Here is a 25,175-nt window from a genome sequence, read left to right as displayed (position 1 = left end):
GGGGGATGTCAGCTCTTGTTGTCAAAGCCATGCATCCGGCGCGCCCATTGATAGGCGACCACAACCCCTTTTAGTCTTGGCAAAAGATAGAGAGAAGAGACAATGCAGCCAATCGAGAAAACAGAAAACGTTACGAGAGGTTCCGGCCGCCAGGTGAAATAGACCACATGCAAGAGCGGCGCCATGATATGCCCAACCAGCAAAATTGTCAGATAGGCCGGCCCATCATCGGCGCGGGCCTGTGAGAGGTCGAGGCCGCATTCCGAGCAGGTATCGTTGACCTTGAGATAGGAATGCAGCACCTCGCCCTTGCCGCAGTTTGGACACCTGCGCCGCCAGCCCTTGGCAAGGGCGGGCCAGGTGGGGCGCTCATCAAGGCTCAGGGTGCCTGTCACATCGCTGGTCGCGGGAGCAGAGGTCTCGGTCATTGGAAATCCTGTGGTTTTGGCGCAATCATCCCTTGTCCGTGAGGGAAAGAAAAGCCAAAGGAAATCTCTGCGGCCTGATGCCGCAATTTTTGGGTCGCCTTACCTGACGCGTAAATTTTTGGGCAACCGGGGCGACGGAAACTGCGCCGGGCTGCGTTTAGTCTGTGTATCCGGCAGCAAGGTGCTGCTTTGGGAACGCATAGGAGAGCAGATATGACACAGACCAAAATCTTCGCCGTGATCCTCGCAACCGCCGGCGCATTGGCGGCAACCACTGTCGTGGCCAAGCCTGGCTGCGGTGGCATGGGGCCGAAGATGCAGTTTGAAGAGCTCGACACTGATGGCAATGGGGAAATCTCCAAGGCTGAAATGGAAGCGCATAAAGCCGCGCGCTTTGCGACCTCTGACAGCAATGGCGACGGTAAGCTTTCGGCGGATGAGCTGGTGGCTCAGGCCCAAAAACATGCAGCCAAGCGTGTTGAGAAAATGATCAGTCACCTTGACAAGGATGGCGATGGCATGGTGAGCCAGGAGGAAATGGCCAATCGCAGTGGACGCCATGGTGACATGTTCGCGCGTGTCGACGGCGATGGCAATGGCGCGATCTCCAAAGAGGAGTTTGAACAGGCCAAGCAGCACCGAGGCGGCAAGCGCCGTGGCGGTCACGGTGGCCCAGGTGGTGGTGACTGTGGTGGTCCCGGCGACAAAATGGAGCAGAACTGATTCAGCAGCCGTGTTGCATACCAAACCAATATTGCCGGTGCAGCCCCTGTCGCAGGGGCTGCCAGTGCCGGGCGTGGCTGTGGTGACGGGGGCCTCTGAAAACTGGCGGGGCGACAGGTCAACAGCTGCTGTTGTCCGCAGGGCTGAACCTGTGGCCAGTGGCTCGACCAGTGACAGGGCCTGTGACAGCGCCAGCGATGATGCGCTTTTGGTGCTCTATGCCAACGGAGATCCGGCAGCGGCGGCAGAACTGATGCAGCGTTTGGCACCACGTGCCTTGGGTGTGGCGCGGCGGGTGCTTGGCAATCAGGCCGAGGCCGAAGATGTCACTCAAGAGGCGATGATGCGCCTGTGGCGCATGGCGCCCGATTGGCAGCCGGGGCAGGCGAAGGTCTCTACCTGGTTGTATCGCGTGGTGATGAACCTCTGCATTGATCTGAAGCGGCGCAAAGGCGGTGGCCATGTTGACCTGGATGCCATCCCCGAGCCCCCCGATCCGGCCTCTTCCGCGGCGGAACAGTTGCAGGATTTGGCTCGGCAGGATGCTTTGCAACAGGCGCTGATGCAACTGCCGGAACGACAGCGTCAGGCGGTGGTACTGCGCCACTTGGAAGAACTGACAAACCCGGAGATTTCCGGGATCATGGAGATCAGCGTCGAGGCTGTAGAAAGCCTGACAGCACGTGGGAAACGGTCGCTGGCCAAATGTCTGGCCGGACGCCGAGAGGAACTGGGGTATAGCGATGTCTGACAAGGAAAAGTCATTGAGCGAGATGGATCATCTGGAGGATCTGTTTGCCGCTGCCCGCAGTGAACCGCCGCAACTGCCGCAGGCGCTGCAAGCGACCATGCTGGCGGATGCCCAACATGTGCAACAAGAAAGAGCACGTGCCCTGGCAGAAGTTAGGGTCCCAGAGCGAGAGCGCTCGCAGAGGGGGATGCAACGTCTCTGGCAACAATTTACCTCGGCCGTTGGCGGCTGGCCCGCATTAGGTGGTCTGGCTGCAGCCAGCCTGTCGGGGCTGTGGATCGGCCTGGCACCGCCCTCTTTTCTGCCCGATCCGGTCGAAAGCCTGGCCTCTTACTCCAGCGGGTCCCAGTTGCTAAGCGACCTTGATTACGATGTGAGCTTTTTGGTCAGCGATGAGGTGTTCGAATGAACAATCCACAAAATACGACGCCCCGCGCTGGCATGCGCCCTTGGTTGAAGGTCGTTCTGGCCCTATCGCTTGCCATGAACCTCGCCGTGATCGGCATCGGGGCGGGGGCTGCCTGGCGCTTCCACGAAGGCGACCACGACAAGGCAGGGCCGCCGATGCTGGGTCGTTTCATATTCAAGGACATCGGTGGGCGCGAAGTGCGTCGTCTGGTGCGCGATCATGGCGGCGAAACCGGCAATGTGCGCAGCCGCAGACGCCAGGAAATGGAGCAGATCATTGTCTTGCTGCGCGCAGAAGAGCTGGATGTGGTTGCAGTCAGCACTATCCTGGAGGCCCATATCATCGAGACCCACGGTTTCATGCACAGGGTGGCAGAGACCTGGCAGCAGCGCCTGGTCGGGTTGAGCCTGAAGGAGCGACACAGGTTGGCCGAGCGGATGCAGAACCAGCTGGATCGAGGTCCTCACCATTCCAGAGAGGAAGACAGGGGGCGAGACGATTAGATCCGTCTAAAGGCCTGTCTCGGGCGGGATTTAGCTGGCAAGACGGCGCTGCGAGATGTGGCGCCTTTTGTCATTCTAGCCATGCGTCTGCGATTTGATACCCATTGGTTTGCGGTTCGCCTGCGTTGCAAATTAGGCTGCCGCGGTCGCGGCCGTGCCAAGCGTGACCTGATTGCGCCCGGCGTCCTTCGCATCATAGAGCGCGCGATCGGCAAGCGAGATCAGCTCGATCACGCTGCTTGCGCCGCGATCCTGGCTGGGGTTTTCACCGTTGTCGGTGTTCTCTTTGCGGGTCAGGTCGCGACCCACCACAGCGCCAATGCTGATGGTTACTTCAATCGGTTCGGCAATGCCTGGCACGTGAAAGGGCGTGCTGTTGATGGCATTGCACAGTTCGACGGCAGCAATACCTGCGCTGATTTCATCGGCGCCAGGCAGCACAATCATGAATTCTTCGCCGCCAACACGGGCCACCAGATCGACGGGGCGCATCTGGGCTTTCAGGCGCCGCGCGGCCTCGACCAGCACGGCATCACCAGCCGGATGGCCATATTGGTCGTTAATGTGTTTGAAGTGGTCCAGATCTGCCAGCATCAGGGCAAAGCTGCTATCGCTTTCGGCGGCGCGTTTGGCGGTGCGGTCCAGAAACGGTTTGGCGTAGCGGCGGTTGTACAGGCCGGTCATTGGATCCTGTACGGCGGCGCGCAGCCCGTTGCGGACGCTGTCCCTTAGTCGGTCGTTGCGGGATTTATATTGCAGCTGTGTGGTCAGGCGCAGGGCCAGTTCCTCGACGTCAAATCCGGCCTGCAATACATCATGGGCACCGCGATCTAGGGCTTCGGCTGCGATCATCGGGTCTGCGGGGTTTGGCACGGCGATCACCACGGATTGTCGGGTGGCCGCCCGGGCGCGCAGGTCGGCCAGCAGCCGCAGACCGGGGCCGGCAGAAAGCTCGTTCAGCTCGATGATAAAGACATCGGCGACGGGGGCGCTCATCATCAGTTTGATGTCATCCAGATCATGGCTGCGCAGTTCATAGGGCACATGCTCCCCCAGCCGCTTGGCCCAGGCCTGGGCGGTCTGGGGATCCTGTGCCACCAGCGCGACGCTGGCGGAGCTGCAGGTGTCATGGCCAGCTCGATCCGAGAGCGGGAGCACAAACCCATGGGAGGCATCACGCTGCAGGTGCAATTCTTCATTGGCGCTGCGCGCGCGCAGCAGGCTGCGAATGCGGGCCTGCAGGATCACGTCATCCACAGGTTGCGGCAGCACGTCATCAATGCCGGCCGACAGGGCATGCAGGCGGCGTTCGGAGGCATTGCTCTGGGTGATGGCGATGACGGGAATATCGGCGAGCAGCTCATCCTGGCGCAGGGCGTGTTTGACATCGGCGGCAGTGCCATCTGGCAGGCTCATTGCGGTGAGCACCAGATCAGGGCGGCAATAGCGCGCCGCCTCCAGGACATCGGCGACGCAATCCGCCTGTTCCACGCCATAGCAAGCCTCCGCCAGCTGAACCTTCAGCATGATGCGGTTGGTCGATATGCCATCAATGACGAGGATCGTTCCCTGCACGCAAATCGCCTTTCAATCCTATTGCTCGCTACACTGGAAGTTTCCGCCAGACTGGTTAATAAACTGTTTCGGGTTTTTACTAATTTGTCCGCATCATGTCACGAATGGGTCCGCCATGCAGATTTCCGCAGATCAGGCCGAGGTGATTGGCCTAAAAGCTCTTGCCTGGTTGATGGCAAATGATGAGTTGTTACCTGTGTTTATGGGCGCCACAGGCGCGGCAGAGGGCGATCTGCGCGAAAATGCAGGAAACCCGGAATTCCTGGGCTCGGTGCTCGATTTCTTAACAATGGACGATGCCTGGGTGGTGCAATTCTGCGATCAGGCGGGAATCTCCTATGAGGTTCCGATGTATGCGCGCATGGCATTGCCGGGCGGTGCGCAGGTCCATTGGACCTAACAGCGGGCAGCCTGCAAGAAAGCGCTTGCACCATCACGTTTTGCCGATACGGTTCGCGCCAGATAGAATGGTGCAAGGAGCTCCCATGCCGGTAGATGCATTTCTCTTCGACAAAGACGGAACGCTCTTTGATTTTGCAGCCACCTGGAACAGCTGGGCTGCGGATATGCTGACGGAGCTGTGCCAGGGGGACCAGGCTCGGATTGAAGCCATGGCCGACGCGGTGAGCTTTGATCTTGAGCAGCAGGCCTTTCGGGCGGACAGCTTGGTCATTGCCGGCACCAATGGCGAGGTGGCTGCCGTGCTCGCGCCTTTTGTGACACAGGTGGAAGAGACAGAGCTGGAGCGGTTCTTGGCGCAGAGCGCAGCCACAGCGGCGTTGAGTGAAGCGGTGCCACTGGCGGATTTTCTCGATGGGCTGTTGGCGCGGGGGAAGGTGTTGGGGGTGATGACAAATGATGCGGAGATTTCCGCCATCAGCCAACTTGAGCGCTCCGGTGTGCTGGATCGTTTCGCCTTTGTGGCCGGGTTTGACAGTGGCCATGGTGCCAAGCCAGATGCCGATCCGCTGTTGGCCTTCTGCGCTGCAACCGGGGTTGCGCCGCAAAACACCGCCATGGTGGGCGACAGTCTGCATGACCTTATCGCAGGTGCCGCTGCGGGTATGACCCGCATCGGTGTATTGACCGGCATGGCTGAACACAGTGATCTGGCCCCCCATGCGGATGTGGTGCTGCCGCATATCGGTCATATTCCGGATTGGCTGGATCGTTGACCTCGCAAAGGCGGGCGCTGTTTCTTTTGAACTGATCATTTTAGGCAGCGCGCAGGGCAGCGGGGCGAGGGTCTTGCTGTCCTAGGTGCGTTGACAGCGATTGTGTGGAACTGGGCACATCTGTACAGAAATCGTTATTTCGGCCAGGCCGTGGTGAAAAAACGACAGCAGGTGTCGTGAAATGGCAGCCTTTGAGCCTATTGATTGGGCCTGCTGGAGTCTGAACCAGCGGCGCGCGACGGAGGTCGAAGTGCCGATCACAAAGACCAGGGAGAGGCGCATGGCACGGGAAAAAGGCAGACGAGGTGGCGGACGTGCAGGCGCGGCGGCCCGACGGGGATCGGCGGCGCTGAGCCAGATGCCTTGGAGCATTCCGCAGAACATTGATCGTCCTATTGAGCCTTTGACGGCAGAGGGCGTTGCTGCCATCCACGATGGCGCCATGCGGATTCTCGAGGAGATCGGCATTGTCTTTCTCAACCCTGAGGCCCTGGAGATCTTGAAGGAGGCAGGCTGCCGCGTCGAAGGGGATCTGGTGCGCATGGGGCGGGATTTTGTTATGGAGATGGTTGGCAAGGCGCCCAGCCAATTCACCATCACCCCGCGCAACCAGGAACGGACAATTCCGATCGGCGGCAATAATCTGCTTTTTGGCAATGTCTCTTCGCCGCCCAACTATTGGGATCTGGATTTGAACAAAAAGGTTGCAGGCAACCGCGAGCAGTGCCGCAACCTGATCAAGCTCACCCAGTATTTCAACTGCATCCACTTTGCCGGGGGCTATCCGGTGGAGCCGGTAGATATCCACGCCTCGGTGCGCCATCTCGATGTGCTCTATGACAAGCTGACACTGACGGATAAGGCAATGCATGCCTACTCGCTTGGCAAGGAGCGGGTTGAGGATGTGATGGAAATGGTCCGTATTGCTGGCGGGCTCTCAGATGAAGAGTTCGAAGCCACACCGCGGATGTATACCAACATCAACTCGACCTCGCCGCTGAAACATGACTTTCCGATGATCGACGGCTGTCTGCGTTTGATACGGCGCGGCCAGGCAGTGGTGGTGACCCCCTTTACCCTGGCGGGGGCCATGGCGCCTGTCACCATGGCGGGTGCGGTGGCGCAGAGCCTGGCTGAAGCACTCTGTGCGATTGCCCTGTTTCAATATGTCCGTCCCGGAGCGCCCTGTGCCATTGGGACCTTCACTTCGAATGTTGATATGAAGTCAGGTGCGCCTGCCTTTGGCACGCCCGAGTACATGCGGGCCACCCAGATGACAGGGCAGATGGCGCGCTATTATGGTTTGCCGATGCGCTCTTCTGGCGTCTGTGCCGCCAATGTGCCCGATGGTCAGGCCATGTGGGAGACATCGAATTCTTTGTGGGCCGCGGTGCAATCAGGGACCAATATGGTCTACCATGCGGCCGGTTGGCTGGAGGGTGGGCTGATTGCCAGTCCGGAAAAATTCATCATGGACTGCGAAGTGTTGCAACAAATCCAGCGCTATATGCAGCCCGAGATCTGCGCAACCGGACCAGAAGAGATAGCCTTGGATGCGGTGCGTGAGGTGGGCAATGACGGCCATTTCTTTGGCATCCAACATACCCAGGATCGCTACACCACTGCGTTTTACCAGCCCTATCTGAGCGATTGGCGCAACTACGAGGCTTGGGAGGCCGCGGGATCTGTCTGGACGCCGGAACGGGCGAACCGGATCTACAAGGAGATCTTGCAGGAATTCACGCCGCCGCCCCTGGATGAGGCGGATCATGACGCCTTGAAAGACTTTGTTGCACGTCGCAAGTCCGAAGGTGGCGCACCCACTGATTTTTAACGCAATCGTACGGATTGATCGCCAAAGCTCGTAGCGACGTCTAGCTGCGAACTTTGGCCCAAAAGGGGCGCGTGTCCCGTTTTGATAAGTCACCCTGAGGGACGACAATTCTCAGGCTCCATGGCTTTGAGTTCAAAAGCAGAGCTTCTGACAGGGACCCTGTGGACGTGGCGGTGATTCTCCGCCTTCGGTGCGTTTTGAGGCTGCTGCTGAAGTTTATTTCATTCAGAAAAGTAACTTGTGACAGAGGTTACCACCCGAATTTTGAGGGTTTCCCGTGCGCTTGGCCAGATTTGACGGGACTTCTTGCCACAGTCGCGCGGCAGATCTGCGGTTTTTCTTCCCCGCTCCCCAGGAAAGATATATGTCACCCTGCAACGTGGTCGGCCTCGCTTGGGATAGGGGAGATCTGTTGAGCGGGAAAAAGGCCGCTTTTAACGGTATCCCTTGTTTGAGGAGGGGAAGGTAAATGATACTCTTCTTAAGCTAGATCTGAGGGGTTTTCGCGACCGCAAAAGTGGGAGTGAAGTTCTTTCAAACTTTAATTGTTGGGCCTATATTAACGATCCTGCGGCAAATATAGGCGAGGTGTAACAAGGGGCCAATTTATGCATGGTCTGATCAACAGAGCAATTCAGGCATTCGTCGTGAGTACCTACGGGGAAGAGCGGTGGAGCGACATCATGGATTCTGCGGATCTTGGCTTTGCTCAATTTGAGGCCATGCTGTTCTATACGGATGAACAGTCCACCAAGATGCTTACAGCCATGGAAAAGCAGCTGGAGCGGCCGCTGCCCGAGATTCTAGAGGACACAGGGACCTTTCTGGTGTCCAATCCTCAGGTCGAGGCGTTGCGGCGCCTGTTGCGGTTTGGCGGCGTTAACTATGTTGAATTCTTGCACTCTCTGGATGATTTGCCTGATCGGGCTCGCTTGGCAGTGGCTGACCTTGAGCTGCCGGCTCTGGAGCTGGTCGAGAACTCGTCGGGGCAATTTGAACTGATTTGCCAACCGGGCCTGCCTGGTTTTGCCTACGTCCTGATGGGTGTCCTGCGCGCCATGGCTGATGACTATGGCGATTTGGTCATTCTGGATCATCGTGGCACCCAGGACGGTGCCGAGGTGATTTCGATCACTTTGGTTGAGACAGATTTCGCCGAAGGGCGCACCTTTGACTTGGGAGCCCATGCCCTATGATGACCTCTGATGAACTGACCAAAGTCGTTGGCCAGATATGTCCGATGAACATCGTTGTGGATTCTGCTGGGTGTTTTCGCTCCGCCGGGCCGACGCTGCAAAAACTGCGGCCCGACATGGCTTGGAAAGGTGAGACTTTCTTTGATACCTTCGAATTGCTGCGGCCGCGCCGGGTCAATTCCATGGAGGACCTGCTCAAAACCGCAGGTACTAAGCTGCATCTGCAATTTCGCGAGGCACCGCAGACCAGCCTGAAAGGCGTGTTGGTGCCCTTGCCGAATGGCAAAGGCGCATTGATCAATCTCTCCTTTGGGATTTCGGTGCTCGAGGCGGTTCGCGATTATGATCTGACCAGCGCCGATTTTTCGCCCACGGATCTGACCATCGAAATGCTCTATCTCGTGGAGGCGAAATCGGCCGCCATGGAGGCCTCACGGCAGCTGAACCTCCGCTTGCAGGGGGCCAAGATCGCAGCCGAAGAGCAGGCCTTTACCGACACCCTCACCGGCCTCAAGAACCGGCGTGCCATGGATCATATCCTTGACCGCCAGATTGGCCTGGGGAATGATTTTGCGCTGATGCATGTTGACCTCGACTTCTTCAAAGAAGTGAACGACAGCCTCGGCCATGCGGCAGGCGACGCCGTCTTGCAAAATGTGGCAAGAGTCATGGTCGAATGTACCCGTCATACTGACACGGTCGCCCGCATTGGCGGCGATGAGTTTGTGATTATCTTTGAAGGCGTCAATGAACCCAAAATTGTCGAGGCTCTGTCCAAGCGTTTGATTAGCCTCCTGGAAGAGCCCGTGCCCTACGGTGGCAGGCTTTGCAAGATTTCGGCAAGTGCTGGGACAACCCTGTCAGTGTGGAACGAGGAGCCCATTTCGGCTGCTGTTATGCTGCATCAGGCAGATCTGGCGCTGTATGCTGCCAAGCGGGCCGGGCGTTCGCGGCATCTGTTTTTTGAAGAGGGAATGCAAAAAGACGAGGCTCAGGCCTCATCGCACGGCGCAGCTTAGCAATCTCACAAATGACACGCGTTGGCAGGGCTGAACAGAAGTGTTTCGGCCCGTTTTCTTCTTCTCGGTTTTGGTTTTCTGATCCGGGTCTCAGGGCTGGAGCTGCAGTTGCGATGGCGCCCGGCGACTCCCAGGTGCCCCTTGAACGTCCGGGGCAAAGCCAATGGCGCAGGCACAAACCACCCAGTCGCGGCCTGTACGGTCTGCACCGAAATTTATCTATATGGAAAAGTGGCAGCCCGTAGGGGAGTCGAACCCCTCTTTTCAGGTTGAAAACCTGACGTCCTAACCGATAGACGAACGGGCCACTCTGTGTGGGGGTGTATTACTTAGTCATGGGGCATTGCGCAAGAGGTATTTTTCCAAAAACTGAGTTTTATTTGATCCGAGATGGCATGGTTTAAGTCTTTGAAGAAACGCCGATATTTCTGGAATCCAGATTCGCCTAGCCTGCATCTCTTCGGCTCAGGAATAGTCTTTAGGGAGGATACAGTGGCAGCCCGTAGGGGAGTCGAACCCCTCTTTTCAGGTTGAAAACCTGACGTCCTAACCGATAGACGAACGGGCCACTTGCTGTGGAGCGGTGTTTAGTTTCTCTGCGCCAAAGCCGCAAGACAAAAAGTGCGGGCCTGCGTGTTTTTTTTGACTTTGCGGTAGGGGCCGCTGTTTTTTAGTCTGCTGGTGGATCAACTGGCTTCAGCGGCATCTTCCAGTCGCAGTTGCGGGCTTTGGCGGCCTCCCCAGGTATTTATTTCCAGCCGGCCGGCAAAATGAAAACGCGCTCCGCCATGCTCCAACAGGCGCGGCCCCAGCGCTGTATCAAAAGCGCCAAAGCAAATCGCATCCAGAGTGCCGCCAACCCCATCAGTCAGGGAGAGCTTGAGGTGGGTTTCTCCGATCCGTTTGGCAAAGCGAACGGCGAGATCCGGAAAGCCATAGCGCGGGGCCGGCGCGCCTGCGCCATAGGGGCCCGCCTGTTCGATCTGTTCGATCAGATCGATCGTGGCGGCTCCGGGCATCAACATGCCGTCCAGCTTCAGATCCGCTGGACCCAGGTCGCCTGCCCCCTGTTTCGCCAGTAGATCACTTAAGCGCTGCATCGCTGCCTCAAGCTTGCCCTGCGCAAGGGTCATCCCAGCGGCCATCTTATGGCCCCCCCCTTTGATCAGCAGCTCCTCGGCCGCGGTGCGCTGGATGGCGGCCCCGAGGTCGATACCGCTGACCGAGCGCCCGGATCCTTTGCCGATGCCATCCTGCAGGCCGATCACCACCGCCGGGCGACCTGCGGCCTCCTTCAAGCGCGAGGCCACGATGCCGACAACGCCGGGGTGCCAGCCCTCTCCGGCGGCCCAGACCAGGGGGGCATCAAACCCGCGCGATTCTGCTTGCTCCATGGCGGCGGCGCGCACGGCGTTCTCAATATCGCGCCGCTCGGTGTTCAGTTGATCCAGACGCTCCGCCAGGGCTGCGGCCTCATGCGGGCTATCGGTGGCCAAGAGACGCGCGCCAAGATCGGCCTTGCCGATCCGTCCCCCCGCATTGACACGGGGCCCCAGCAGAAAGCCCAGGTGATAGGTGGTGGGGGCTGCATCCATGCGGGACACATCGGCCAGAGCAACCAGGCCCGGGCGCTGCCTTGCTCCCAGAACCTTCAGCCCCTGGCGCACCAGAGCGCGGTTGGCGCCGATCAAGGGCGCAACATCCGCAACTGTGGCCAGGGCCACCAGATCGAGCAGGCTCATCAGGTCGGGGCCGGTGCCCAGTCCTTTCTCACGGGCCTGACGGCGTACCTCTACCAGCATCAAAAACACAACCCCGGCGGCGCAGAAATACCCCAGATCGCCATCTTCGTCCTGGCGGTTGGGATTTACCACCGCAACACAGTCGGGCAGAGTTTCGCCGCCCAGATGGTGGTCGAGCACGATGACATCGGCGCCCTTGGCGGCGGCAATAGGCCCATGGGAAAGGGTGCCGCAGTCGACGCAGACAATCAGATCATGCGCCCGCGCCAGCCCTGACATGGCCTCATCATTGGGACCATAGCCCTCGTCAATGCGATCCGGAATATACAGCGTCGCCTGCAACCCCATTGCCCGCAGCCAGACCAGAAACAAGGCCGCAGAACTGCCACCATCGACATCGTAATCAGCAAAGATAGCAATACGCTGTCGGTTCTCTACCGCCTCCAGAAAGCGTGCTGCTGCCACCTCCATGTCTTTCATATTGCGAGGGTCTGGCAGCAGCTCCTTCAGCTGTGGGGTGAGAAAGCCCAGGGCTTCATGCGGGGGCACACCGCGTCGGGCCAGCACCTGACACAGGGGCATGGGCAGGCCAGTCTGCTGCTGCATATGCTCCGCGGCCCGCTCCAGATCAATGCCCGGTCCCAGCCAGCGGCGCCCGTTCAGCGAAGTCTCAACCCCAAGAAAGCTCATTGTGATTCCTCATTTCATAAAAAGGGCCGGACCCAGATGGATCCAGCCCTTCATTTGGCTCAAAATATCCCCGCCGGAGGCAGCGGCGCAAGCCGCTTTTGCTGGCGGTACGTCAGCGCTTAAACCGGCGTGCGGTAGGACATGCGCCGTACCGATCCGGTTTTGGAGCGCATCAACAGTGTGGTGGTTTCGACCCAGCCGGGCTGGCGCTTGATTTCTGGCAGCAGGGAGCCGCCGGTGACGCCGGTGGCGGCAAAGATCACATCCTGAGTGACCATCTCATCGCGGGTGTAGATACGATCCAGATCGGTGATGCCTGCCTTGGCGGCGCGGCCCTTTTCGTCGTCGTTGCGGAACAACAGTCGGCCAAACATCTGGCCGCCCATGCATTTCAATGCAGCCGCCGCCAGCACACCCTCGGGAGCGCCACCCTGGCCCATATACATATCAATGCCGGTGGTTTCTGATTCGGCGCAATGCATCACACCGGCAACATCGCCATCGGTGATCAGGCGAATGGCTGCACCAGTTTCGCGCACTTCAGCAATCATCGCCTCATGGCGGGGACGTTCCAGAATGCAAACGGTGATGTCGGAGGGGGCGCAGCCTTTGGCGGCAGCCAGGGCTTCAACCCGCGCGCGCGGCGACATGTCGAGGGAGACAACACCTTCGGGATAGCCAGGGCCAACGGCCAGCTTGTCCATATAGGTATCGGGGGCGTGCAGCATCGAACCCCGGGGGCCCATGGCAATCACGGTCAGCGCGTTTGGCATGTCCTTGGCAGTCAGCGTGGTGCCTTCCAGCGGGTCCAGGGCGATGTCTACGCCAGGGCCGGAGCCGGTTCCGACCTCTTCACCGATATAGAGCATTGGGGCTTCGTCGCGTTCACCTTCACCAATGACCACGACACCCTTGATGTCGAGCAGGTTCAGCTGTTCGCGCATGGCGTTCACGGCGGCTTGGTCTGCAGCTTTTTCATCGCCACGTCCAACCAGCGAGGCAGAGGCCAGGGCGGCCTGTTCCGCGACTCGGGCCAGGCCCAGAGACAGCATGCGGTCGTTGAAAGCGGCGTCGGAGGAGGTCACGGTCATTCTCAATATCCTGTTCAAATCCGGGCGGGTTGCCTGTCGCATAGCCTTTTGCAGGGGGGGCGGGCAAGGGATGATAGCGCAAGCTTAGGCAGGAAGACGCGCGATGTGCCCTCAGAAGAGCAGATTTCGCGCGTCTTGCCGCCAGTTTTGCGGTGGTTCAGAGCTCTTCGATACGCAGAGCGACGGGGTCGCCATCCACAACACTGGTCTGAGCGAGGGCGCTGAGCGCCACCTCCAGGGTCGCAGAGGTGCATTTATGGGTGACGATCAACACCGGGGCAGTGGGTTCGGAATGGCCGTATTGGCGCATCCGGTCGATCGAAATCCCGGCGTCGCCCAGAGCGGCGGCCACTTTGGCCAGGGCGCCGGGTTTGTCTTGCAATGCCAGGCGCAGATAATAGGGCGCGGGCAAGCCGGTCTGAGCTGCGGGGATCTCTTGCAGGCTGGAGGCGGGTTGGCCAAAGGTGGCGATGCGCAACCCCCGTGCCAGATCACAGATATCGCCCAGTACAGCGCTGGCGGTGGGGCCTTCCCCGGCACCGGGGCCACGTAGCACCACCTGCTCCACGGCGTCGCCTTCGATCACGACCATATTGGTGCCGCCTTCCAACTGGCCAAGCGGAGAATTCGCCGGCACCAGGCAGGGGGTCATGCGCTGTTCCAGCCCACGGGCTGTGCGCTGCGCCACCCCCAGCAGTTTGATGCGGTAGCCCATGTCGGCAGCATGGCGAATATCGTCGATGGCAATGCGCTGGATGCCCTGCAAAACCACATCGACAAAGGCGGGTTTGCTGCCAAAGGCGATCGAGGACAACAGGGCCAGCTTATGCCCCGCATCAATGCCGCCCACATCCAGATTGGGATCGGCTTCGAGATAGCCAAGGCGACCACATTCCTCAAACAGAGTGTTGTAGCCGTCGCCGGTGGCTTCCATCCGGGTGAGGATGTAATTGCAGGTGCCGTTCATCACCCCCATGATCCGGGTGACCTGGTTGCCAGCCAGGCCTTCGGTCAGGGATTTGACGACCGGAATACCGCCAGCAACGGCGGCTTCAAAGCGGATCACCTGGCCTGCGGCTTCGGCCTGTTCGGCCAGGGCCTGACCGTGGATGGCCAGCAGCGCCTTATTGGCGGTGACTACATCCTTGCCTGAGGCCAGGGCGGCTTCGGTTGCGGCTTTGGCCGGACCGTCATGCCCGCCCATCAATTCGACAAAAACATCGACATCATCACGCTTGGCCAGCGCAACGGGGTCGCTCTCCCAGGCATATCCGGTGAGGGCAACGCCGCGGTCTTTGGCTGCATCGCGCGCCGAGACGGCAGTGATCACCACCGGGCGGCCCGTGCGCATCTCCAGCATTTCGGCCTGGCGACGGATGATTTTCACCACGCCAACGCCAACCGTGCCCAAACCTGCAATCCCAAGACGAAGCGGTTTTGTCATAGCCGGAGATCCTTTTTGTTCCATCAGTGTTGTCTCGCCTTAGCCGGTTCAGAGAAAGGGTGCAACGGCGCTGGTCGGGGCAGGTGCAAAATCCCATAGCCATAAGCAGAGCGCGCGGTCTTTTTGGGCATGAAAATAGCGCGTATCAGAGAGCGGTCAGCCAGAGCAGCCGGATTTCTGATCCGGCGCGGCGCGCAGGTCTCTCCTAAAGGGGCCTCAGGGGCCTCAAACTAGTGGGTCGCGCGGCGTAGCGCATCTGCCCGACGTTGCAGGCTGGTGCTGCGTGCATCCAGGTTATTTTCCAGCTGCGTGCTTTCTGTTTCAGGCGCGGGCAACAGAGGCGCCAGATCCTCTATCGGCAACAGAGTTGGATAGTCTGCATCGCGGAGTTCGGGCGTGAGTTGGTTTTTCAGCTCTGGATCATTGCTGCACCCGGCCAAAGCCGCAAGGCCGAGGGTGGCAAAGAGAAAGGTCAGGGGCAGCGGGCGGGTCATGTGGTTTTCCTTTGGCCTGGCCCCTTGATGCACAATCACCGTCCAGTGTACAAGCCAGCCCGACCTCAAGCGGCTAAATTTGTGCGCCGGGCGGGGCTGGGCTGGGGCTGCCTCAAATTTGTCCAAGCCTTGCGTTTGGAACAGCTATCTTGTTGTGGGGGTCTTTTTTCTGAACGAATGTTCAGTTACCCTATCCACCATGGCACGTACACAGGGTTCCCATTCTGACATCACCGGACCGCGCATTCGCAGCGCGGCGCTGCAGCTTTTTGCCCAGCATGGCTACGCTGCGGTGTCGATGCGCCAGATTGCCAAGGAGGTCGGGGTGCAGGCCGGGGCGTTGTACAATTACACCCCGGACAAGCAAAGCCTGCTGCATTCCCTGATGGAGGGGCATATGCGCGAGCTTCTGGCGGCCTGGCAGGCGGTTGATACGCCCAAAGATCTACCTGGAGATCCGCTGGACCGGCTGGAGCGTTTTGTGCGGTTTCACATCGGGTTCCATATGCAGCGTCCGGATGCGGTTTTTATCGCCTATATGGAGCTGCGCAATCTGAGTGAAGAGAACTTTGCCGCGATCGAAGCGCTGCGGCGCTCCTATGAGGATGCCTTGGAGGCGATCCTGAAACGGGGGGTGGAGAGCGGACAGTTCACTTTGAGCGACAGCAAGATCGCCACCCTGGCGGTGATTGCCATGCTGAACGGTGTGATGACCTGGTATCGTAGCGGTGGGCGCCTGTCGTTGGATGAGGTGGAAAACGTCTATTGGGATATGGTGCGCAAATCCGTCACCGCCTGAGGCAAACTGGGGAGCGTGACCAAATTGAGCGCTACCGCGCAAGTTTGTTCAGCATTTGGCAAGGCGACGAAGACCGGAGACCGAGGTCTGATCTGAGAGCGGTTCGTAGCTGCTGAGAAGGCTTTGAGGGACAGGACTGCCCCCCAAAGCCCGATGCAATTTTTCATGTTTTGCGCGTCAAGGACAAGCCGCCTTGTCAGGCGGGGCCTGCGGCCTCCTTGACCCGCCAGTCTGGCTTCTATTGGTCAATGGGCCGGTGCGATGAAGGTGCCGTTGCGCAGATCCTTGAAGGCCTGTTGCAGCTCGGCGCGAGTGTTCATTACGATGGGCCCGTGCCAGGCGACGGGCTCTTGGATCGGCGCCCCTGAAATCAGCAAAAAACGCAGACCTTCGGGGCCGGCCTGGACTGTGACCTCATCCCCGGTGCCAAAGCGCACCAGGGTGCGGTTGCCGGAGAGATCGCGGATATTGACCTCTTGGCCGGCAACCTCTTTTTCCAACAGAACGCCCTGCGGGGCAGAGGCATCTACAAAGGCACCAGAGCCCTCAAAAACATAGGCGAAGGCCCGCCGGTAGGTATCGATGCGGAAGCTTTTGGTCCGTCCAGCCGGAACGCGGATGTCGAGATACTGCGGGTCCGAAGCGATCCCATCCACCGGGCCCCGCTTCCCCCAGAACTCACCGGTGATCACCCGGACATGGGTGCCGTCGTCATCCGTCACTTCGGGGATTTCTAGGGCGGCGACATCCTGATAGCGCGGTGCGCACATTTTCTGATCCGAGGGCAGATTGCCCCAGAGCTGAAAACCGTGCATTTGGCCCTTGGCATTGCCGCGCGGCATTTCCTGATGCAGGATGCCGGACCCGGCAGTCATCCATTGCACATCACCTGCCCCAAGGCTGCCGGTATTGCCTAAGGAATCGCTGTGCTCGACCTCGCCCGAGAGCACATAGGTGATGGTCTCGATGCCGCGATGGGGGTGCCAGGGGAAGCCCTGCTGGTAGTCTGCCGGGGTCTCGTTGCGGAAATCGTCAAACAAAAGGAAAGGGTCCAGCTCGCTGGGATCTTGAAAGCCGAAGGCGCGGTGCAGTTTGACACCAGCACCCTCGAGCGTCGGGCGGGCCTGGCGGGTTTCCAGTATAGAGCGGGGCGAAGCAGGGCTGAGTGACATGGGGACGGTCCTGTGCATGGTGACTGTACCGCAAAGCTAGGGGCATGAGCGGCAGCACGAAACACCCAGTAGGTCACCGGAGCTGTGCGGGAATGCACATCTCCCCTCAGCTGGCTTTGCCCGCCTGCTGTTTTTTGTCCTGCGCCCACCACGCACCTGGTTTGACGCGCCCACCGTGGTCTTTGGCCAGGCGCAGGGCCAGTTTGCGAAAGGGGGAGAGCGCCAGCCGCAACCAAAGGCGGTTTTGAATTTTGTCGTAGTTGCGATTAAACGGGCAGACCCGCATGCAGATGGCACAGTCCGAAGCCATCTTGGCCCAGAAGGAGAAGCATTTTTCAGCGTCAGAGGTCCATTTGCGCACGCCCTTGATGGCCGAGATATTGCCGCCGCCCTCTAGTGGCGGGCCAAGAGGCAGGGCCTTGACCGGGCAGGCATCGGCGCATTTGGTGCAGATGTCACAAAAGGCACGCACGCCCAGGGGTTTGGGGGCATCATGGGCGAGTGGCAGGTTGGTGAAGATCTTGGAAAACCGCAGGCGGGGGCCAAATTCAGGGGTGATCACCATCTGGTTGCGGGCGTATTCACCCAGGCCTGCCTTGACCGCATAGGGGATCACCAGGCCAGTGTCATTCATCGAGGGCACTGCCTCATAGCCGAGGTTGCGGATATAGGCGGCCAGCTGCATCACCACCGAGGCCTCGTGGCTGTATTCGCGTCCCGTGGCGGCACCTGCCAGGGCAGACGGGTAGGTGGCGACCAGATCAGCCTCCATTTCATGGCCCAGAACAATGACGCTGTTCAGCCCTTCGGGCAGATCATGGGGGGCTTCGGAAAAATCGCGGGTGTCGACACGGGAGGTGTAAAGCCAGCGGTCATCCAGATCGGTAATGCCACAGAGATCGGCGCCAAAGAATTTTGAGATTCGTTTGACCTCGGCGCTCATCCGGGCGGGATCTTCGATCTCGATGGGCTCAGGGGCGACGGGGGTGTCGCTTTGAATTGCGGCCTGAAACCCCTCGCGGATGCCATCACCGCCGCGACGGTTTGAGATCACATCCGAGATCAGCCAGGCGGCGTTGCGCAGGGCAAAATCGCGTTGGGTGAACCCATCGCCGCGGCGCGGCGCCGCTTCCATCCGATAAGAGGCAAAGAACGTGGCTGTCTGTTTGGATTTCACCTTTGGGTCCCAGAAGGCACGGGTGAAGATATCGTTGCGTTGGGTGAAGCGCTCGAAATTATCGGTAACCTCGATGCCGGCGGCGGTATCGCTGTCCTGGCGGGGAGCTGTGTTTTTGGGCCAATTCATGGCGCGACGGTACTGTCAGCGCGTTGGGCAGGCAAGAGGGATTGGTCAGGACGCTAGCTCTGCCTTTTGGCGGCATGGCCGGGAGGGCTGTTCGTTGCCCCAAATTCAGGATATGGCCTGCGTGACAAAGCCTCCGACGCGGTGGCACGGCATGGCAGGAGAGCAAAAATGACAGATGAAGTCCTGGTAACAGTTGAGGCCTCGGGCCTACGGCGTGTCATGGGTGTCACCATGCTGGCAGTGGTTGGTGTGGCTCTGCTGTCTGTTGCGGTCTCTAACCCGCCATCCCTGGCCTGGCTGGTGTTTCTGCTGGTGGTCGGGCTTGGGGCGCTGTGGTTGGCGGTGCGGATGTGGCAGGGGACGCAATATAAAATCGAGCTGACCGAAGAGGTGCTGCGCTGCACGGATGGCACGGTGATTGCGCAGGTTTCTGATATCGAGGCCATTGATCGCGGATTTTTTGCGTTTAAGCCCTCCAATGGGTTTTTGATCCGCACAGCGACGCCGGGCGCGCGGGTCTGGTTGCCGGGCCTGTGGTGGCGCGCTGGGAGGCGTATTGGCATTGGTGGCGTGACACCAGGATCGCAGAGCAAAACCATGTCAGAGATTTTGTCTGCGATGATCGCCAAGCGTAGCTTCTGATTTAGCGGGTGAGTTTCGCTTACTCTTCTGCGGGCGCATCGTCGTCATGAGAGCCGGAAACAATGTCGACGCCTTCGAAATGAACCAGAGGGGCAAATCGTGGGCGGGAAAAGACAAAATTGTCCAGATCCATTGAGGGCAGGCCAACTTTGAAGGCTGGCTCCAGATCGTTGCGGGTCTCTACCAGGATCACCCGTTCCTGGTCAGGCATGACGGGCAATCTTTCTTCGACTTCACTGATAGTCGCATTGGTCCATTCGACAAAGGATTCGCCGCGCTCTTTGGACCAATCAAGATAATAGCGGTCATCCTCTTCGTCCCAGCGGACCACCGAAATACGGATGGAGGTGGCAGAGTCTGATCGGATCAACAGTTGGCTCATCGCATACATGCTGTCGATATAGGTTTCGTTCAGCTCAGTGGTTTCGCGCGAGACCAAATCCGAAATGGTATAGGCCGCTTTGAGATTGACAGCATCCTGACGAAAGGCGTCAAAGAAGGTGTAGATCGCAGCAAAGGTCCACAACAAGAGTGGTGCTAGGAGCATAAACTCGACGGTCAGTGCGCCTTCGGTATTTTGGCGAAAACCGCGCAGTTGTTTGAGCAATGAAGTCAACATGGCTTTACTGCGGCTCCTGAACAAAGGCCGAAGTGGCCACCAAGCTGACCAACCCAAGACCGGCCCCATCGGCATTGGCAAGGTCTTCGCCCAGGCCCCAACTTGAAAAGATTGGCTTAAACCGCATACAGGCGCGGATCAGCATGAGGTCATTGGAGTTGCCGCTTCTGTTGAACTCGCGCGGGGAGTTGATCACCTCAGGGTCACTGATGCAGTCGGGTTCTGGATCGGGCGCCGCCCAGGCAAAGGGGTCCAATTGGATCATCTCCAACCGCAAGGAGCTTTCACAATTGTCAATCAACCCCGACAGATCGCAGATGGTGTCGCGCATGGTGTCATGGTCCTTCACCGCTCCGGTGTTCAGGCGGACCTCTCGCACAGCGATATCCAGGGCACGCTCCAGTTGGGAGTGGCGCAGATTGACCAATCCAAGCTCCACGGTCGAGATGAGCAAAAGAAGATACAGCGGCATGAGAAGCGCAAATTCGACGGTCACGACGGCGTCATTTTCCCGCCGGAACCGGCGCAACAGAGCGCATGTGGCGGCGCGGATCATTGGGTCAGCCTCAGCTGGCGGATCGAGGTTGCGATGGATTTAAAGGCTTCTTTGATCTCTAGCCCGTCGACATCATAGAAATGCGCGTCGGTGCTGGCGCAGTCCCGCAGAACTGCCCGGCCATCATAGGGGGCTTCAAAACCGATGGTGTAGACAACGATGCCCTGGGCCTTGGCGGCGTCGCAGATTGCTTTGGTGCGAGAGTTCTTTTCGGAGTTGCCATTGGAACTGACAAAACTGCGGTTAACAAGGTAATCGCGCACCCATCTTACTGACGTATATGAAAAGAGCTCGGGATAGCTCAGATTGAAAGCGTTCTGGCCCCCAGCCACAGAGCTCCTCCAACCAGAGCTGTGCCCATACTGGGTTTTGACCCAGTAATAGTAGCTGTTCGTGGTGCTTTTCACCGAATACTGGGCGTTGTTTGGGTCATACCAGACGTCCGATTGGGGGTCTCGGTAAGACGGTTTGATGAAGTATTGGCTGGTGTTCTGTCCATCCGTCATCAGGACGACGATTTTCAGCGTGTCCGCGTCAGGATCGTTATGGGCAAAGGGGCGGTTTGAAAAAACACTGGGAACATCAGCGCCTGCGCCGGAGGACAGGGCCGCGATGGCGGGCTGGGTCGAGGGATCCAGCAGCGCCGTGCCCCATTTCATGCCGATATCGATGGATGTATTGCCCCAGGCTGATAGGTTTTGGATGAAGTTCTTGAGCGTGGTTTCATCTTTCTCCATCACCAAGGCTTCACGCGAGCTCAACGTGTCGCAGACTTCGTTGTTGATATGGCTGCTGCCAAGAGGCGTCTTTCTGTATCTGTACCACGGATCAAAATGCATGGTGCGTTCATAGGTGGCCGACAGCGGCATCGCCGTTGTGTTAAAGTCCGATCCGTCAAAGTTTATGCAATTGGCAAAGGCGTTCACACCGGTGGTATTGAACTGCGCCATTAGACTATCCGAGACCGAAACCTGGGTGGCATAGGGCACGATCGAAACCGACATTTTGCCGTCTTCGGTGTTTGCCACCATGGTTTCGATGAAATCCTTGGCGGCGACTTTCAGGTTGCTGAGGCGGCTGCCCCGCATTGAGCCGGAGACATCCAGAACCAGCGAGATCTCCAGATTGTCGATGCTCTCTTCCGCTTTGGAAGCTGCATAGATAGGCATATCGCTGCCATTGGAAAATTTTAGCAGATGCGCTTCAAAGGTGGCTTCAACGGAAGCCGACACGCTTTTGCGGCCAATGGTTTCGTCATCGACCACGACATTCTCTGCAGAATAATATTCTCCCAAACCTGCCTTATTCAGGTAGTCTTGCACCACCAATTTGCCGTCCAGAGTCTGGTCGAGATCGGCAGCGGCAAGAACCGCGCGATCTAGCGTTGCCTGCAAATGGGTCCTATCCCGCTCCATTCGCATAAAGTCCACGCCGATGCCGCCGATGCCGAGCATCATCAACATAAAGGCAATTGTCGGATAGGTCATGGCGCCGTCATCACTACGCCGGAAGACACGCAGCCGGTTTACGCCCTGTTGTAGGACATAGCGCGGGAGAGCCGTGGCGGTATTGAAGCGCGGGGTCATGAAAAACAACCTCTTTGGCCCCAGGTGTGGAGCATAGGAGTGGAACGGGTTTTGTCTCGTTTACATTTGGTTGGGGAAGATGGCGGAAATGGGGCACCCCCAAGTCCATTTGGTTTCAATTTTATGAATCAAGGGGGTAATCCGGCGTCAAGCCGGGCATTGTTTACGGATTCTTAGCCAATTGGCAGGTCGGCAACTCTGGCAAAGGCGAATCGAGTGTGTGTTTGGTTCTGAACAATTTTTGGAATGGAATGGTCAAAAAGGTCGCACTCTTTAAACATCCGTGCATAGAGTTGCCGTAGCGATAGGAATCAGTCGTTGAAAGAGTACGGAGAACCGCCAATGAGCAGCCCCCAAGAACCCAGTTTCCGCGAAAGCGTTGATCTCATGTTCAACAGAGCCGTCGCCTTGATGGATCTGCCGCCTGGGTTGGAGGAAAAGATCCGCGTTTGCAACGCGACCTATACGGTGCGTTTTGGGGTGCGCCTGCGCGGTGAAATGGTAACCTTTACGGGCTACCGGTCGGTTCATTCCGAACATATGGAGCCGGTAAAGGGCGGGATCCGCTATGCCATCAATGTGCACCAGGACGAGGTCGAGGCGCTCGCAGCGCTGATGACCTATAAATGTGCTTTGGTCGAAGCCCCTTTTGGTGGCTCCAAAGGCGGGCTCTGCATTGATCCGCGCAAATACGAAGAGCACGAGCTGGAGCTGATCACCCGCCGCTTTGCCTATGAGCTGGCCAAGCGTGACCTGATCAATCCCTCGCAAAACGTACCGGCCCCGGATATGGGCACGGGCGAGCGCGAAATGGCCTGGATCGCCGACCAATACGCGCGCATGAATACCACCGACATCAACGCCAGAGCCTGTGTGACAGGCAAGCCGCTCAATGCCGGCGGGATTTCCGGCCGGGTCGAGGCCACCGGGCGCGGGGTCCAATATGCCCTGCGTGAATTCTTCCGTCACCCCGAAGACGTGGCTAAGGCTGGTATGGAAGGCAAGCTGAAAGGCAAGCGGGTCATCGTACAGGGGCTTGGCAATGTGGGTTACCATGCCGCCAAATTCCTCAGCCAGGAAGATGGAGCGCTGATCACGGGCATTATTGAACGCGACGGGGCTCTGTTCCGTCCCGAAGGTCTGGATGTGGATGCGGTGCACAACTGGATTGTCAAACACGGTGGCATTTCCGGCTACCCGGATGCGCAGCTGATGGAAGACGGGGCAAAATTGCTCGAACAGGAATGCGATATCTTGATCCCTGCTGCGCTGGAAGGGGTGATCAATCTGACCAATGCCGATCGGGTCAAGGCGCCCTTGATCATTGAAGCCGCAAACGGCCCGGTGACGGCCGGGGCAGATGAGATCCTGCGCGAAAAGGGCACCGTGATCATTCCCGACATGTATGCCAATGCAGGCGGTGTGACGGTTTCCTATTTTGAATGGGTCAAGAACCTCAGCCATATCCGCTTTGGTCGTATGCAGCGCCGCCAGGAAGAGGCGCGTCACCAGTTGGTGGTGGATGAGCTGGAGGGGCTGTCTGAAAGCATGGGGAAAACCTGGAGCCTGAATGAGGGCTTCAAAGAAAAGTATCTGCGCGGTGCGGATGAACTGGAACTGGTGCGTTCGGGTCTCGATGACACCATGCGGATTGCCTATCAGTCGATGCGCGAGGTCTGGCACAACCGTGATGATGTCACCGATCTGCGTACCGCCGCCTATCTTGTCTCCATTGAGAAGGTCGCCGCCAGCTACCGCGCCAAAGGACTGTAATCCTGCGGTCTTTCTAAGGGCGGGATCCTGTCTGGACATCTTAAACGGCGGGCCTCTGGCTCGCCGTTTTTCTTTGCAGGCCCCTCCATCAGATGGCCTATTTTGCACCCCCTACTAGACAGGGGTGCCCATTATGTGGCCAAGTGCAGGCAAGAGCTTACCTGCCTGTTGAAAAATTTAACGGGGGGCTAGGCGCAATGCGGCAAAGCCGCTAGCAATATCACAGGTTTACCATTGGCTCTTTGCTGGTGATGGGCGGGATGCGAACGGGGAGGGGCGTGATGCGATTTTCAGGATGGCGGGTGCTCAAGGAAGGGCTGACCGGCAATAAGGGCTGGGGCCCGCAGTGGCGTGATCCGGAACCCAAGCGCGACTATGACGTGGTGATCATCGGCGGTGGGGGGCATGGGCTGGCCACTGCCTATTACCTGGCGGCTGAACATGGGATCACTAATGTTGCGGTGCTTGAGAAGGGCTACCTTGGCGGTGGCAATGTCGGGCGCAATACCACCATCGTGCGGGCCAATTATTACCTGCCCGGAAATTCCGAGTTCTACTCTCACTCATTGCGGCTCTGGGAGGGGCTGGAGCAGGAGCTGAATTACAACGCAATGATGTCGCAGCGTGGCATTCTGAATCTCTACCACAATGATGGGCAGCGCGATGCGGCCGTGCGCCGTGGCAATTCGATCATCAACCAGGGCGATGACGCGGAACTGCTGAACCGTGATCAGGTTCGCGCTCTGGCACCCTATCTGAACTTTGACAACAACCGCTTTCCGATCATGGGGGCGCTTATGCAGCGTCGGGCGGGAACCGCGCGCCACGATGCGGTGGCCTGGGGCTTTGCCCGAGGGGCCGATATGCGCGGGGTGGATCTGATCCAGAACTGTGAGGTCACCGGGATTGATGTGGAGGCGGGCAAGGTCACCGGCGTGCAGACCTCACGCGGGGTGATCCGTGCCAAAAAAGTGGCGCTGGCCGCCGCCGGGCGCTCGGGACAAGTGGCCGCCATGGCCGGGCTGACCCTGCCGATCGAGAGCCATGTCCTGCAGGCCTTTGTCTCCGAAGGGGTGAAACCGCTGATTGATCAGGTGATCACCTTTGCCGAGGGTCATCTGTACATCAGCCAGTCCGACAAGGGCGGGCTGGTCTTTGGCAGTTACCTGGATTTTTACAGCTCCTATGCGGCGCGGGGAAATCTGCCCATGGTGGAACATACCATGGAGAACTGTGTGGCCATGGTGCCTGCGGTCAGCAAGGCGCGTTTGTTGCGCAGTTGGGGCGGGATCATGGATATGACCCCGGATGGCTCGCCCATTATTGATCACGCGCCCATCGATGGTCTCTATCTGAATTGTGGTTGGTGTTACGGCGGCTTCAAGGCAACGCCGGGATCGGGCAATGCCTATGCACATCTGATTGCCACGGATCGCCCCCATGGGGCCGCAGCCTGGTTCAAGCTGGATCGGTTTCGTTCTGGCTATGGGTTGATGGATGAGGAGGGGACCGGTGCACAACATAACCTGCATTGAGCCTGTGGCGCGCGGATCTGGGGCTCTGCCCCGTTCGCAGGCGAAACCCTCCTTGGGAGGGTTTCCGGGGAGCCTGCTCTCCCCCCGGAATATTTTTGGAAAGATGATGGGGA

The 25,175-nt window shown here is 58.8% G+C and carries 24 protein-coding genes and 2 tRNA genes; 13 read left to right on the top strand and 13 right to left on the bottom strand.

Going from position 1 to position 25,175, the window contains the following annotated elements; genetic code table 11:
* Positions 1-8: 8 nt before the first annotated feature.
* Positions 9-428, bottom strand: a complete 420-nt coding sequence (locus AN476_RS09185; protein ID WP_054460999.1) for a DUF983 domain-containing protein — start codon at positions 426-428, stop codon at positions 9-11.
* 213 nt (positions 429-641) lie between these two features.
* Between AN476_RS09185 and AN476_RS09180 the strand changes: the two genes are divergently transcribed.
* The 4 genes from AN476_RS09180 (at position 642) to AN476_RS09165 (ending at position 2,814) form a co-directional block, all read left to right on the top strand.
* Positions 642-1,151, top strand: a complete 510-nt coding sequence (locus AN476_RS09180) for an EF-hand domain-containing protein (RefSeq protein WP_054460997.1) — start codon at positions 642-644, stop codon at positions 1,149-1,151.
* Positions 1,152-1,302: 151 nt separating this feature from the next.
* Positions 1,303-1,902: an RNA polymerase sigma factor gene (locus AN476_RS09175; RefSeq protein ID WP_054461125.1), complete on the top strand. Its 600-nt coding sequence runs from the start codon at positions 1,303-1,305 to the stop codon at positions 1,900-1,902.
* Positions 1,895-2,311 (top strand): hypothetical protein, encoded by a 417-nt coding sequence (locus AN476_RS09170; protein WP_054460994.1) that lies wholly within the window; start codon positions 1,895-1,897, stop codon positions 2,309-2,311. The genes AN476_RS09175 and AN476_RS09170 overlap by 8 nt, the downstream gene beginning before the upstream one ends.
* Positions 2,308-2,814, top strand: coding sequence for a hypothetical protein (locus tag AN476_RS09165; RefSeq protein WP_054460991.1), 507 nt, complete (start codon positions 2,308-2,310; stop codon positions 2,812-2,814). The genes AN476_RS09170 and AN476_RS09165 overlap by 4 nt, the downstream gene beginning before the upstream one ends.
* A gap of 132 nt (positions 2,815-2,946) precedes the next feature.
* Here the strand turns inward: AN476_RS09165 and AN476_RS09160 are convergent, their stop codons facing one another.
* Positions 2,947-4,389: a diguanylate cyclase gene (locus AN476_RS09160; RefSeq protein WP_054460989.1), complete on the bottom strand. Its 1,443-nt coding sequence runs from the start codon at positions 4,387-4,389 to the stop codon at positions 2,947-2,949.
* Positions 4,390-4,504: 115 nt separating this feature from the next.
* On the opposite strand from AN476_RS09160, the gene AN476_RS09155 reads away from it, so the two are divergent.
* The 5 genes from AN476_RS09155 to AN476_RS09135 all read left to right on the top strand — a co-directional run bounded on the left by AN476_RS09155 (position 4,505) and on the right by AN476_RS09135 (position 9,613).
* The gene (locus AN476_RS09155; RefSeq protein WP_054460987.1) at positions 4,505-4,789 is read left to right on the top strand and encodes a DUF3572 domain-containing protein; all 285 of its coding nucleotides are present in this window, start codon (positions 4,505-4,507) and stop codon (positions 4,787-4,789) included.
* A gap of 85 nt (positions 4,790-4,874) precedes the next feature.
* Positions 4,875-5,564, top strand: a complete 690-nt coding sequence (locus AN476_RS09150) for an HAD family hydrolase (RefSeq protein WP_054460986.1) — start codon at positions 4,875-4,877, stop codon at positions 5,562-5,564.
* Between the two features lie 280 nt (positions 5,565-5,844).
* On the top strand, positions 5,845-7,398 hold the full coding sequence (locus AN476_RS09145; protein ID WP_172684810.1) for a trimethylamine methyltransferase family protein: 1,554 nt from the start codon (positions 5,845-5,847) through the stop codon (positions 7,396-7,398).
* A gap of 608 nt (positions 7,399-8,006) precedes the next feature.
* Entirely contained in the window at positions 8,007-8,594 is a 588-nt protein-coding gene (locus tag AN476_RS09140; protein ID WP_054460984.1) for a heme NO-binding domain-containing protein, read from the top strand.
* The gene (locus AN476_RS09135) at positions 8,591-9,613 is read left to right on the top strand and encodes a GGDEF domain-containing protein (RefSeq protein ID WP_054460982.1); all 1,023 of its coding nucleotides are present in this window, start codon (positions 8,591-8,593) and stop codon (positions 9,611-9,613) included. The genes AN476_RS09140 and AN476_RS09135 overlap by 4 nt, the downstream gene beginning before the upstream one ends.
* 232 nt (positions 9,614-9,845) lie before the next feature.
* Here AN476_RS09135 and AN476_RS09130 read toward each other — a convergent pair.
* The 6 genes from AN476_RS09130 to AN476_RS09105 all read right to left on the bottom strand — a co-directional run bounded on the left by AN476_RS09130 (position 9,846) and on the right by AN476_RS09105 (position 15,074).
* Positions 9,846-9,920, bottom strand: a tRNA-Glu gene (locus AN476_RS09130).
* Between the two features lie 186 nt (positions 9,921-10,106).
* Positions 10,107-10,181: transfer RNA gene (locus AN476_RS09125), tRNA-Glu, on the bottom strand.
* Between the two features lie 118 nt (positions 10,182-10,299).
* The gene (gene recJ, locus AN476_RS09120; protein WP_054460980.1) at positions 10,300-12,045 is read right to left on the bottom strand and encodes a single-stranded-DNA-specific exonuclease RecJ; all 1,746 of its coding nucleotides are present in this window, start codon (positions 12,043-12,045) and stop codon (positions 10,300-10,302) included.
* Positions 12,046-12,164: 119 nt separating this feature from the next.
* Positions 12,165-13,136, bottom strand: coding sequence for a class II fructose-bisphosphatase (gene glpX / locus AN476_RS09115; protein ID WP_054460979.1), 972 nt, complete (start codon positions 13,134-13,136; stop codon positions 12,165-12,167).
* 157 nt (positions 13,137-13,293) lie between these two features.
* On the bottom strand, positions 13,294-14,580 hold the full coding sequence (locus tag AN476_RS09110; RefSeq protein ID WP_054461123.1) for a homoserine dehydrogenase: 1,287 nt from the start codon (positions 14,578-14,580) through the stop codon (positions 13,294-13,296).
* A 230-nt stretch (positions 14,581-14,810) separates the two neighbouring features.
* Positions 14,811-15,074, bottom strand: coding sequence for a hypothetical protein (locus AN476_RS09105; protein WP_253279870.1), 264 nt, complete (start codon positions 15,072-15,074; stop codon positions 14,811-14,813).
* A 199-nt stretch (positions 15,075-15,273) separates the two neighbouring features.
* On the opposite strand from AN476_RS09105, the gene AN476_RS09100 reads away from it, so the two are divergent.
* Positions 15,274-15,873, top strand: a complete 600-nt coding sequence (locus AN476_RS09100; protein WP_054461119.1) for a TetR/AcrR family transcriptional regulator — start codon at positions 15,274-15,276, stop codon at positions 15,871-15,873.
* A gap of 245 nt (positions 15,874-16,118) precedes the next feature.
* Here the strand turns inward: AN476_RS09100 and AN476_RS09095 are convergent, their stop codons facing one another.
* Positions 16,119-17,045 carry a pirin family protein gene (locus AN476_RS09095; RefSeq protein ID WP_054460977.1) on the bottom strand — a complete coding sequence of 309 codons (927 nt, stop codon included), beginning with the start codon at positions 17,043-17,045 and terminating at the stop codon, positions 16,119-16,121.
* Positions 17,046-17,151: 106 nt separating this feature from the next.
* The gene (locus tag AN476_RS09090) at positions 17,152-18,351 is read right to left on the bottom strand and encodes a 4Fe-4S double cluster binding domain-containing protein (protein WP_054460975.1); all 1,200 of its coding nucleotides are present in this window, start codon (positions 18,349-18,351) and stop codon (positions 17,152-17,154) included.
* A gap of 168 nt (positions 18,352-18,519) precedes the next feature.
* On the opposite strand from AN476_RS09090, the gene AN476_RS09085 reads away from it, so the two are divergent.
* Positions 18,520-18,993, top strand: a complete 474-nt coding sequence (locus AN476_RS09085; RefSeq protein ID WP_054460973.1) for a hypothetical protein — start codon at positions 18,520-18,522, stop codon at positions 18,991-18,993.
* 19 nt (positions 18,994-19,012) lie between these two features.
* Here AN476_RS09085 and AN476_RS09080 read toward each other — a convergent pair whose 3' ends face one another.
* From AN476_RS09080 to AN476_RS09070, 3 genes are read right to left on the bottom strand one after another with little or no spacing between them, the layout of a single operon-like run.
* Positions 19,013-19,612 (bottom strand): TadE/TadG family type IV pilus assembly protein, encoded by a 600-nt coding sequence (locus AN476_RS09080; RefSeq protein ID WP_054460971.1) that lies wholly within the window; start codon positions 19,610-19,612, stop codon positions 19,013-19,015.
* A 4-nt stretch (positions 19,613-19,616) separates the two neighbouring features.
* Positions 19,617-20,168 carry a TadE/TadG family type IV pilus assembly protein gene (locus tag AN476_RS09075; RefSeq protein WP_054460969.1) on the bottom strand — a complete coding sequence of 184 codons (552 nt, stop codon included), beginning with the start codon at positions 20,166-20,168 and terminating at the stop codon, positions 19,617-19,619.
* On the bottom strand, positions 20,165-21,754 hold the full coding sequence (locus AN476_RS09070; RefSeq protein ID WP_054460967.1) for a pilus assembly protein TadG-related protein: 1,590 nt from the start codon (positions 21,752-21,754) through the stop codon (positions 20,165-20,167). The genes AN476_RS09075 and AN476_RS09070 overlap by 4 nt, the downstream gene beginning before the upstream one ends.
* 342 nt (positions 21,755-22,096) lie before the next feature.
* Between AN476_RS09070 and AN476_RS09065 the strand changes: the two genes are divergently transcribed.
* The gene (locus AN476_RS09065) at positions 22,097-23,527 is read left to right on the top strand and encodes a Glu/Leu/Phe/Val dehydrogenase (protein ID WP_054460964.1); all 1,431 of its coding nucleotides are present in this window, start codon (positions 22,097-22,099) and stop codon (positions 23,525-23,527) included.
* Between the two features lie 281 nt (positions 23,528-23,808).
* Complete coding sequence (locus tag AN476_RS09060; protein ID WP_054460962.1) at positions 23,809-25,062, top strand: sarcosine oxidase subunit beta family protein; 1,254 nt, start codon at positions 23,809-23,811, stop codon at positions 25,060-25,062.
* Positions 25,063-25,175 lie beyond the last annotated feature (113 nt).

Source organism: Phaeobacter sp. 11ANDIMAR09 (genome assembly GCF_001294455.1).
Classification (GTDB): Bacteria; Pseudomonadota; Alphaproteobacteria; order Rhodobacterales; family Rhodobacteraceae; genus Pseudophaeobacter.
This window is presented reverse-complemented; position numbering and strand designations above follow the sequence as displayed.

Bases quoted from the DNA above. Each gene is read 5' to 3' on its own strand.
- AN476_RS09185 (WP_054460999.1), bottom strand. From the start codon at position 428: ATGACCGAGACCTCTGCTCCCGCGACCAGCGATGTGACAGGCACCCTG.
- AN476_RS09180 (WP_054460997.1), top strand. From the start codon at position 642: ATGACACAGACCAAAATCTTCGCCGTGATCCTCGCAACCGCCGGCGCA.
- AN476_RS09170 (WP_054460994.1), top strand. From the start codon at position 1,895: ATGTCTGACAAGGAAAAGTCATTGAGCGAGATGGATCATCTGGAGGAT.
- AN476_RS09165 (WP_054460991.1), top strand. From the start codon at position 2,308: ATGAACAATCCACAAAATACGACGCCCCGCGCTGGCATGCGCCCTTGG.
- AN476_RS09155 (WP_054460987.1), top strand. From the start codon at position 4,505: ATGCAGATTTCCGCAGATCAGGCCGAGGTGATTGGCCTAAAAGCTCTT.
- AN476_RS09150 (WP_054460986.1), top strand. From the start codon at position 4,875: ATGCCGGTAGATGCATTTCTCTTCGACAAAGACGGAACGCTCTTTGAT.
- AN476_RS09145 (WP_172684810.1), top strand. From the start codon at position 5,845: ATGGCACGGGAAAAAGGCAGACGAGGTGGCGGACGTGCAGGCGCGGCG.
- AN476_RS09140 (WP_054460984.1), top strand. From the start codon at position 8,007: ATGCATGGTCTGATCAACAGAGCAATTCAGGCATTCGTCGTGAGTACC.
- AN476_RS09135 (WP_054460982.1), top strand. From the start codon at position 8,591: ATGATGACCTCTGATGAACTGACCAAAGTCGTTGGCCAGATATGTCCG.
- recJ (WP_054460980.1), bottom strand. From the start codon at position 12,045: ATGAGCTTTCTTGGGGTTGAGACTTCGCTGAACGGGCGCCGCTGGCTG.
- glpX (WP_054460979.1), bottom strand. From the start codon at position 13,136: ATGACCGTGACCTCCTCCGACGCCGCTTTCAACGACCGCATGCTGTCT.
- AN476_RS09110 (WP_054461123.1), bottom strand. From the start codon at position 14,580: ATGACAAAACCGCTTCGTCTTGGGATTGCAGGTTTGGGCACGGTTGGC.
- AN476_RS09105 (WP_253279870.1), bottom strand. From the start codon at position 15,074: ATGACCCGCCCGCTGCCCCTGACCTTTCTCTTTGCCACCCTCGGCCTT.
- AN476_RS09100 (WP_054461119.1), top strand. From the start codon at position 15,274: ATGGCACGTACACAGGGTTCCCATTCTGACATCACCGGACCGCGCATT.
- AN476_RS09095 (WP_054460977.1), bottom strand. From the start codon at position 17,045: ATGTCACTCAGCCCTGCTTCGCCCCGCTCTATACTGGAAACCCGCCAG.
- AN476_RS09090 (WP_054460975.1), bottom strand. From the start codon at position 18,351: ATGAATTGGCCCAAAAACACAGCTCCCCGCCAGGACAGCGATACCGCC.
- AN476_RS09085 (WP_054460973.1), top strand. From the start codon at position 18,520: ATGACAGATGAAGTCCTGGTAACAGTTGAGGCCTCGGGCCTACGGCGT.
- AN476_RS09080 (WP_054460971.1), bottom strand. From the start codon at position 19,612: ATGTTGACTTCATTGCTCAAACAACTGCGCGGTTTTCGCCAAAATACC.
- AN476_RS09075 (WP_054460969.1), bottom strand. From the start codon at position 20,168: ATGATCCGCGCCGCCACATGCGCTCTGTTGCGCCGGTTCCGGCGGGAA.
- AN476_RS09070 (WP_054460967.1), bottom strand. From the start codon at position 21,754: ATGACCCCGCGCTTCAATACCGCCACGGCTCTCCCGCGCTATGTCCTA.
- AN476_RS09065 (WP_054460964.1), top strand. From the start codon at position 22,097: ATGAGCAGCCCCCAAGAACCCAGTTTCCGCGAAAGCGTTGATCTCATG.
- AN476_RS09060 (WP_054460962.1), top strand. From the start codon at position 23,809: ATGCGATTTTCAGGATGGCGGGTGCTCAAGGAAGGGCTGACCGGCAAT.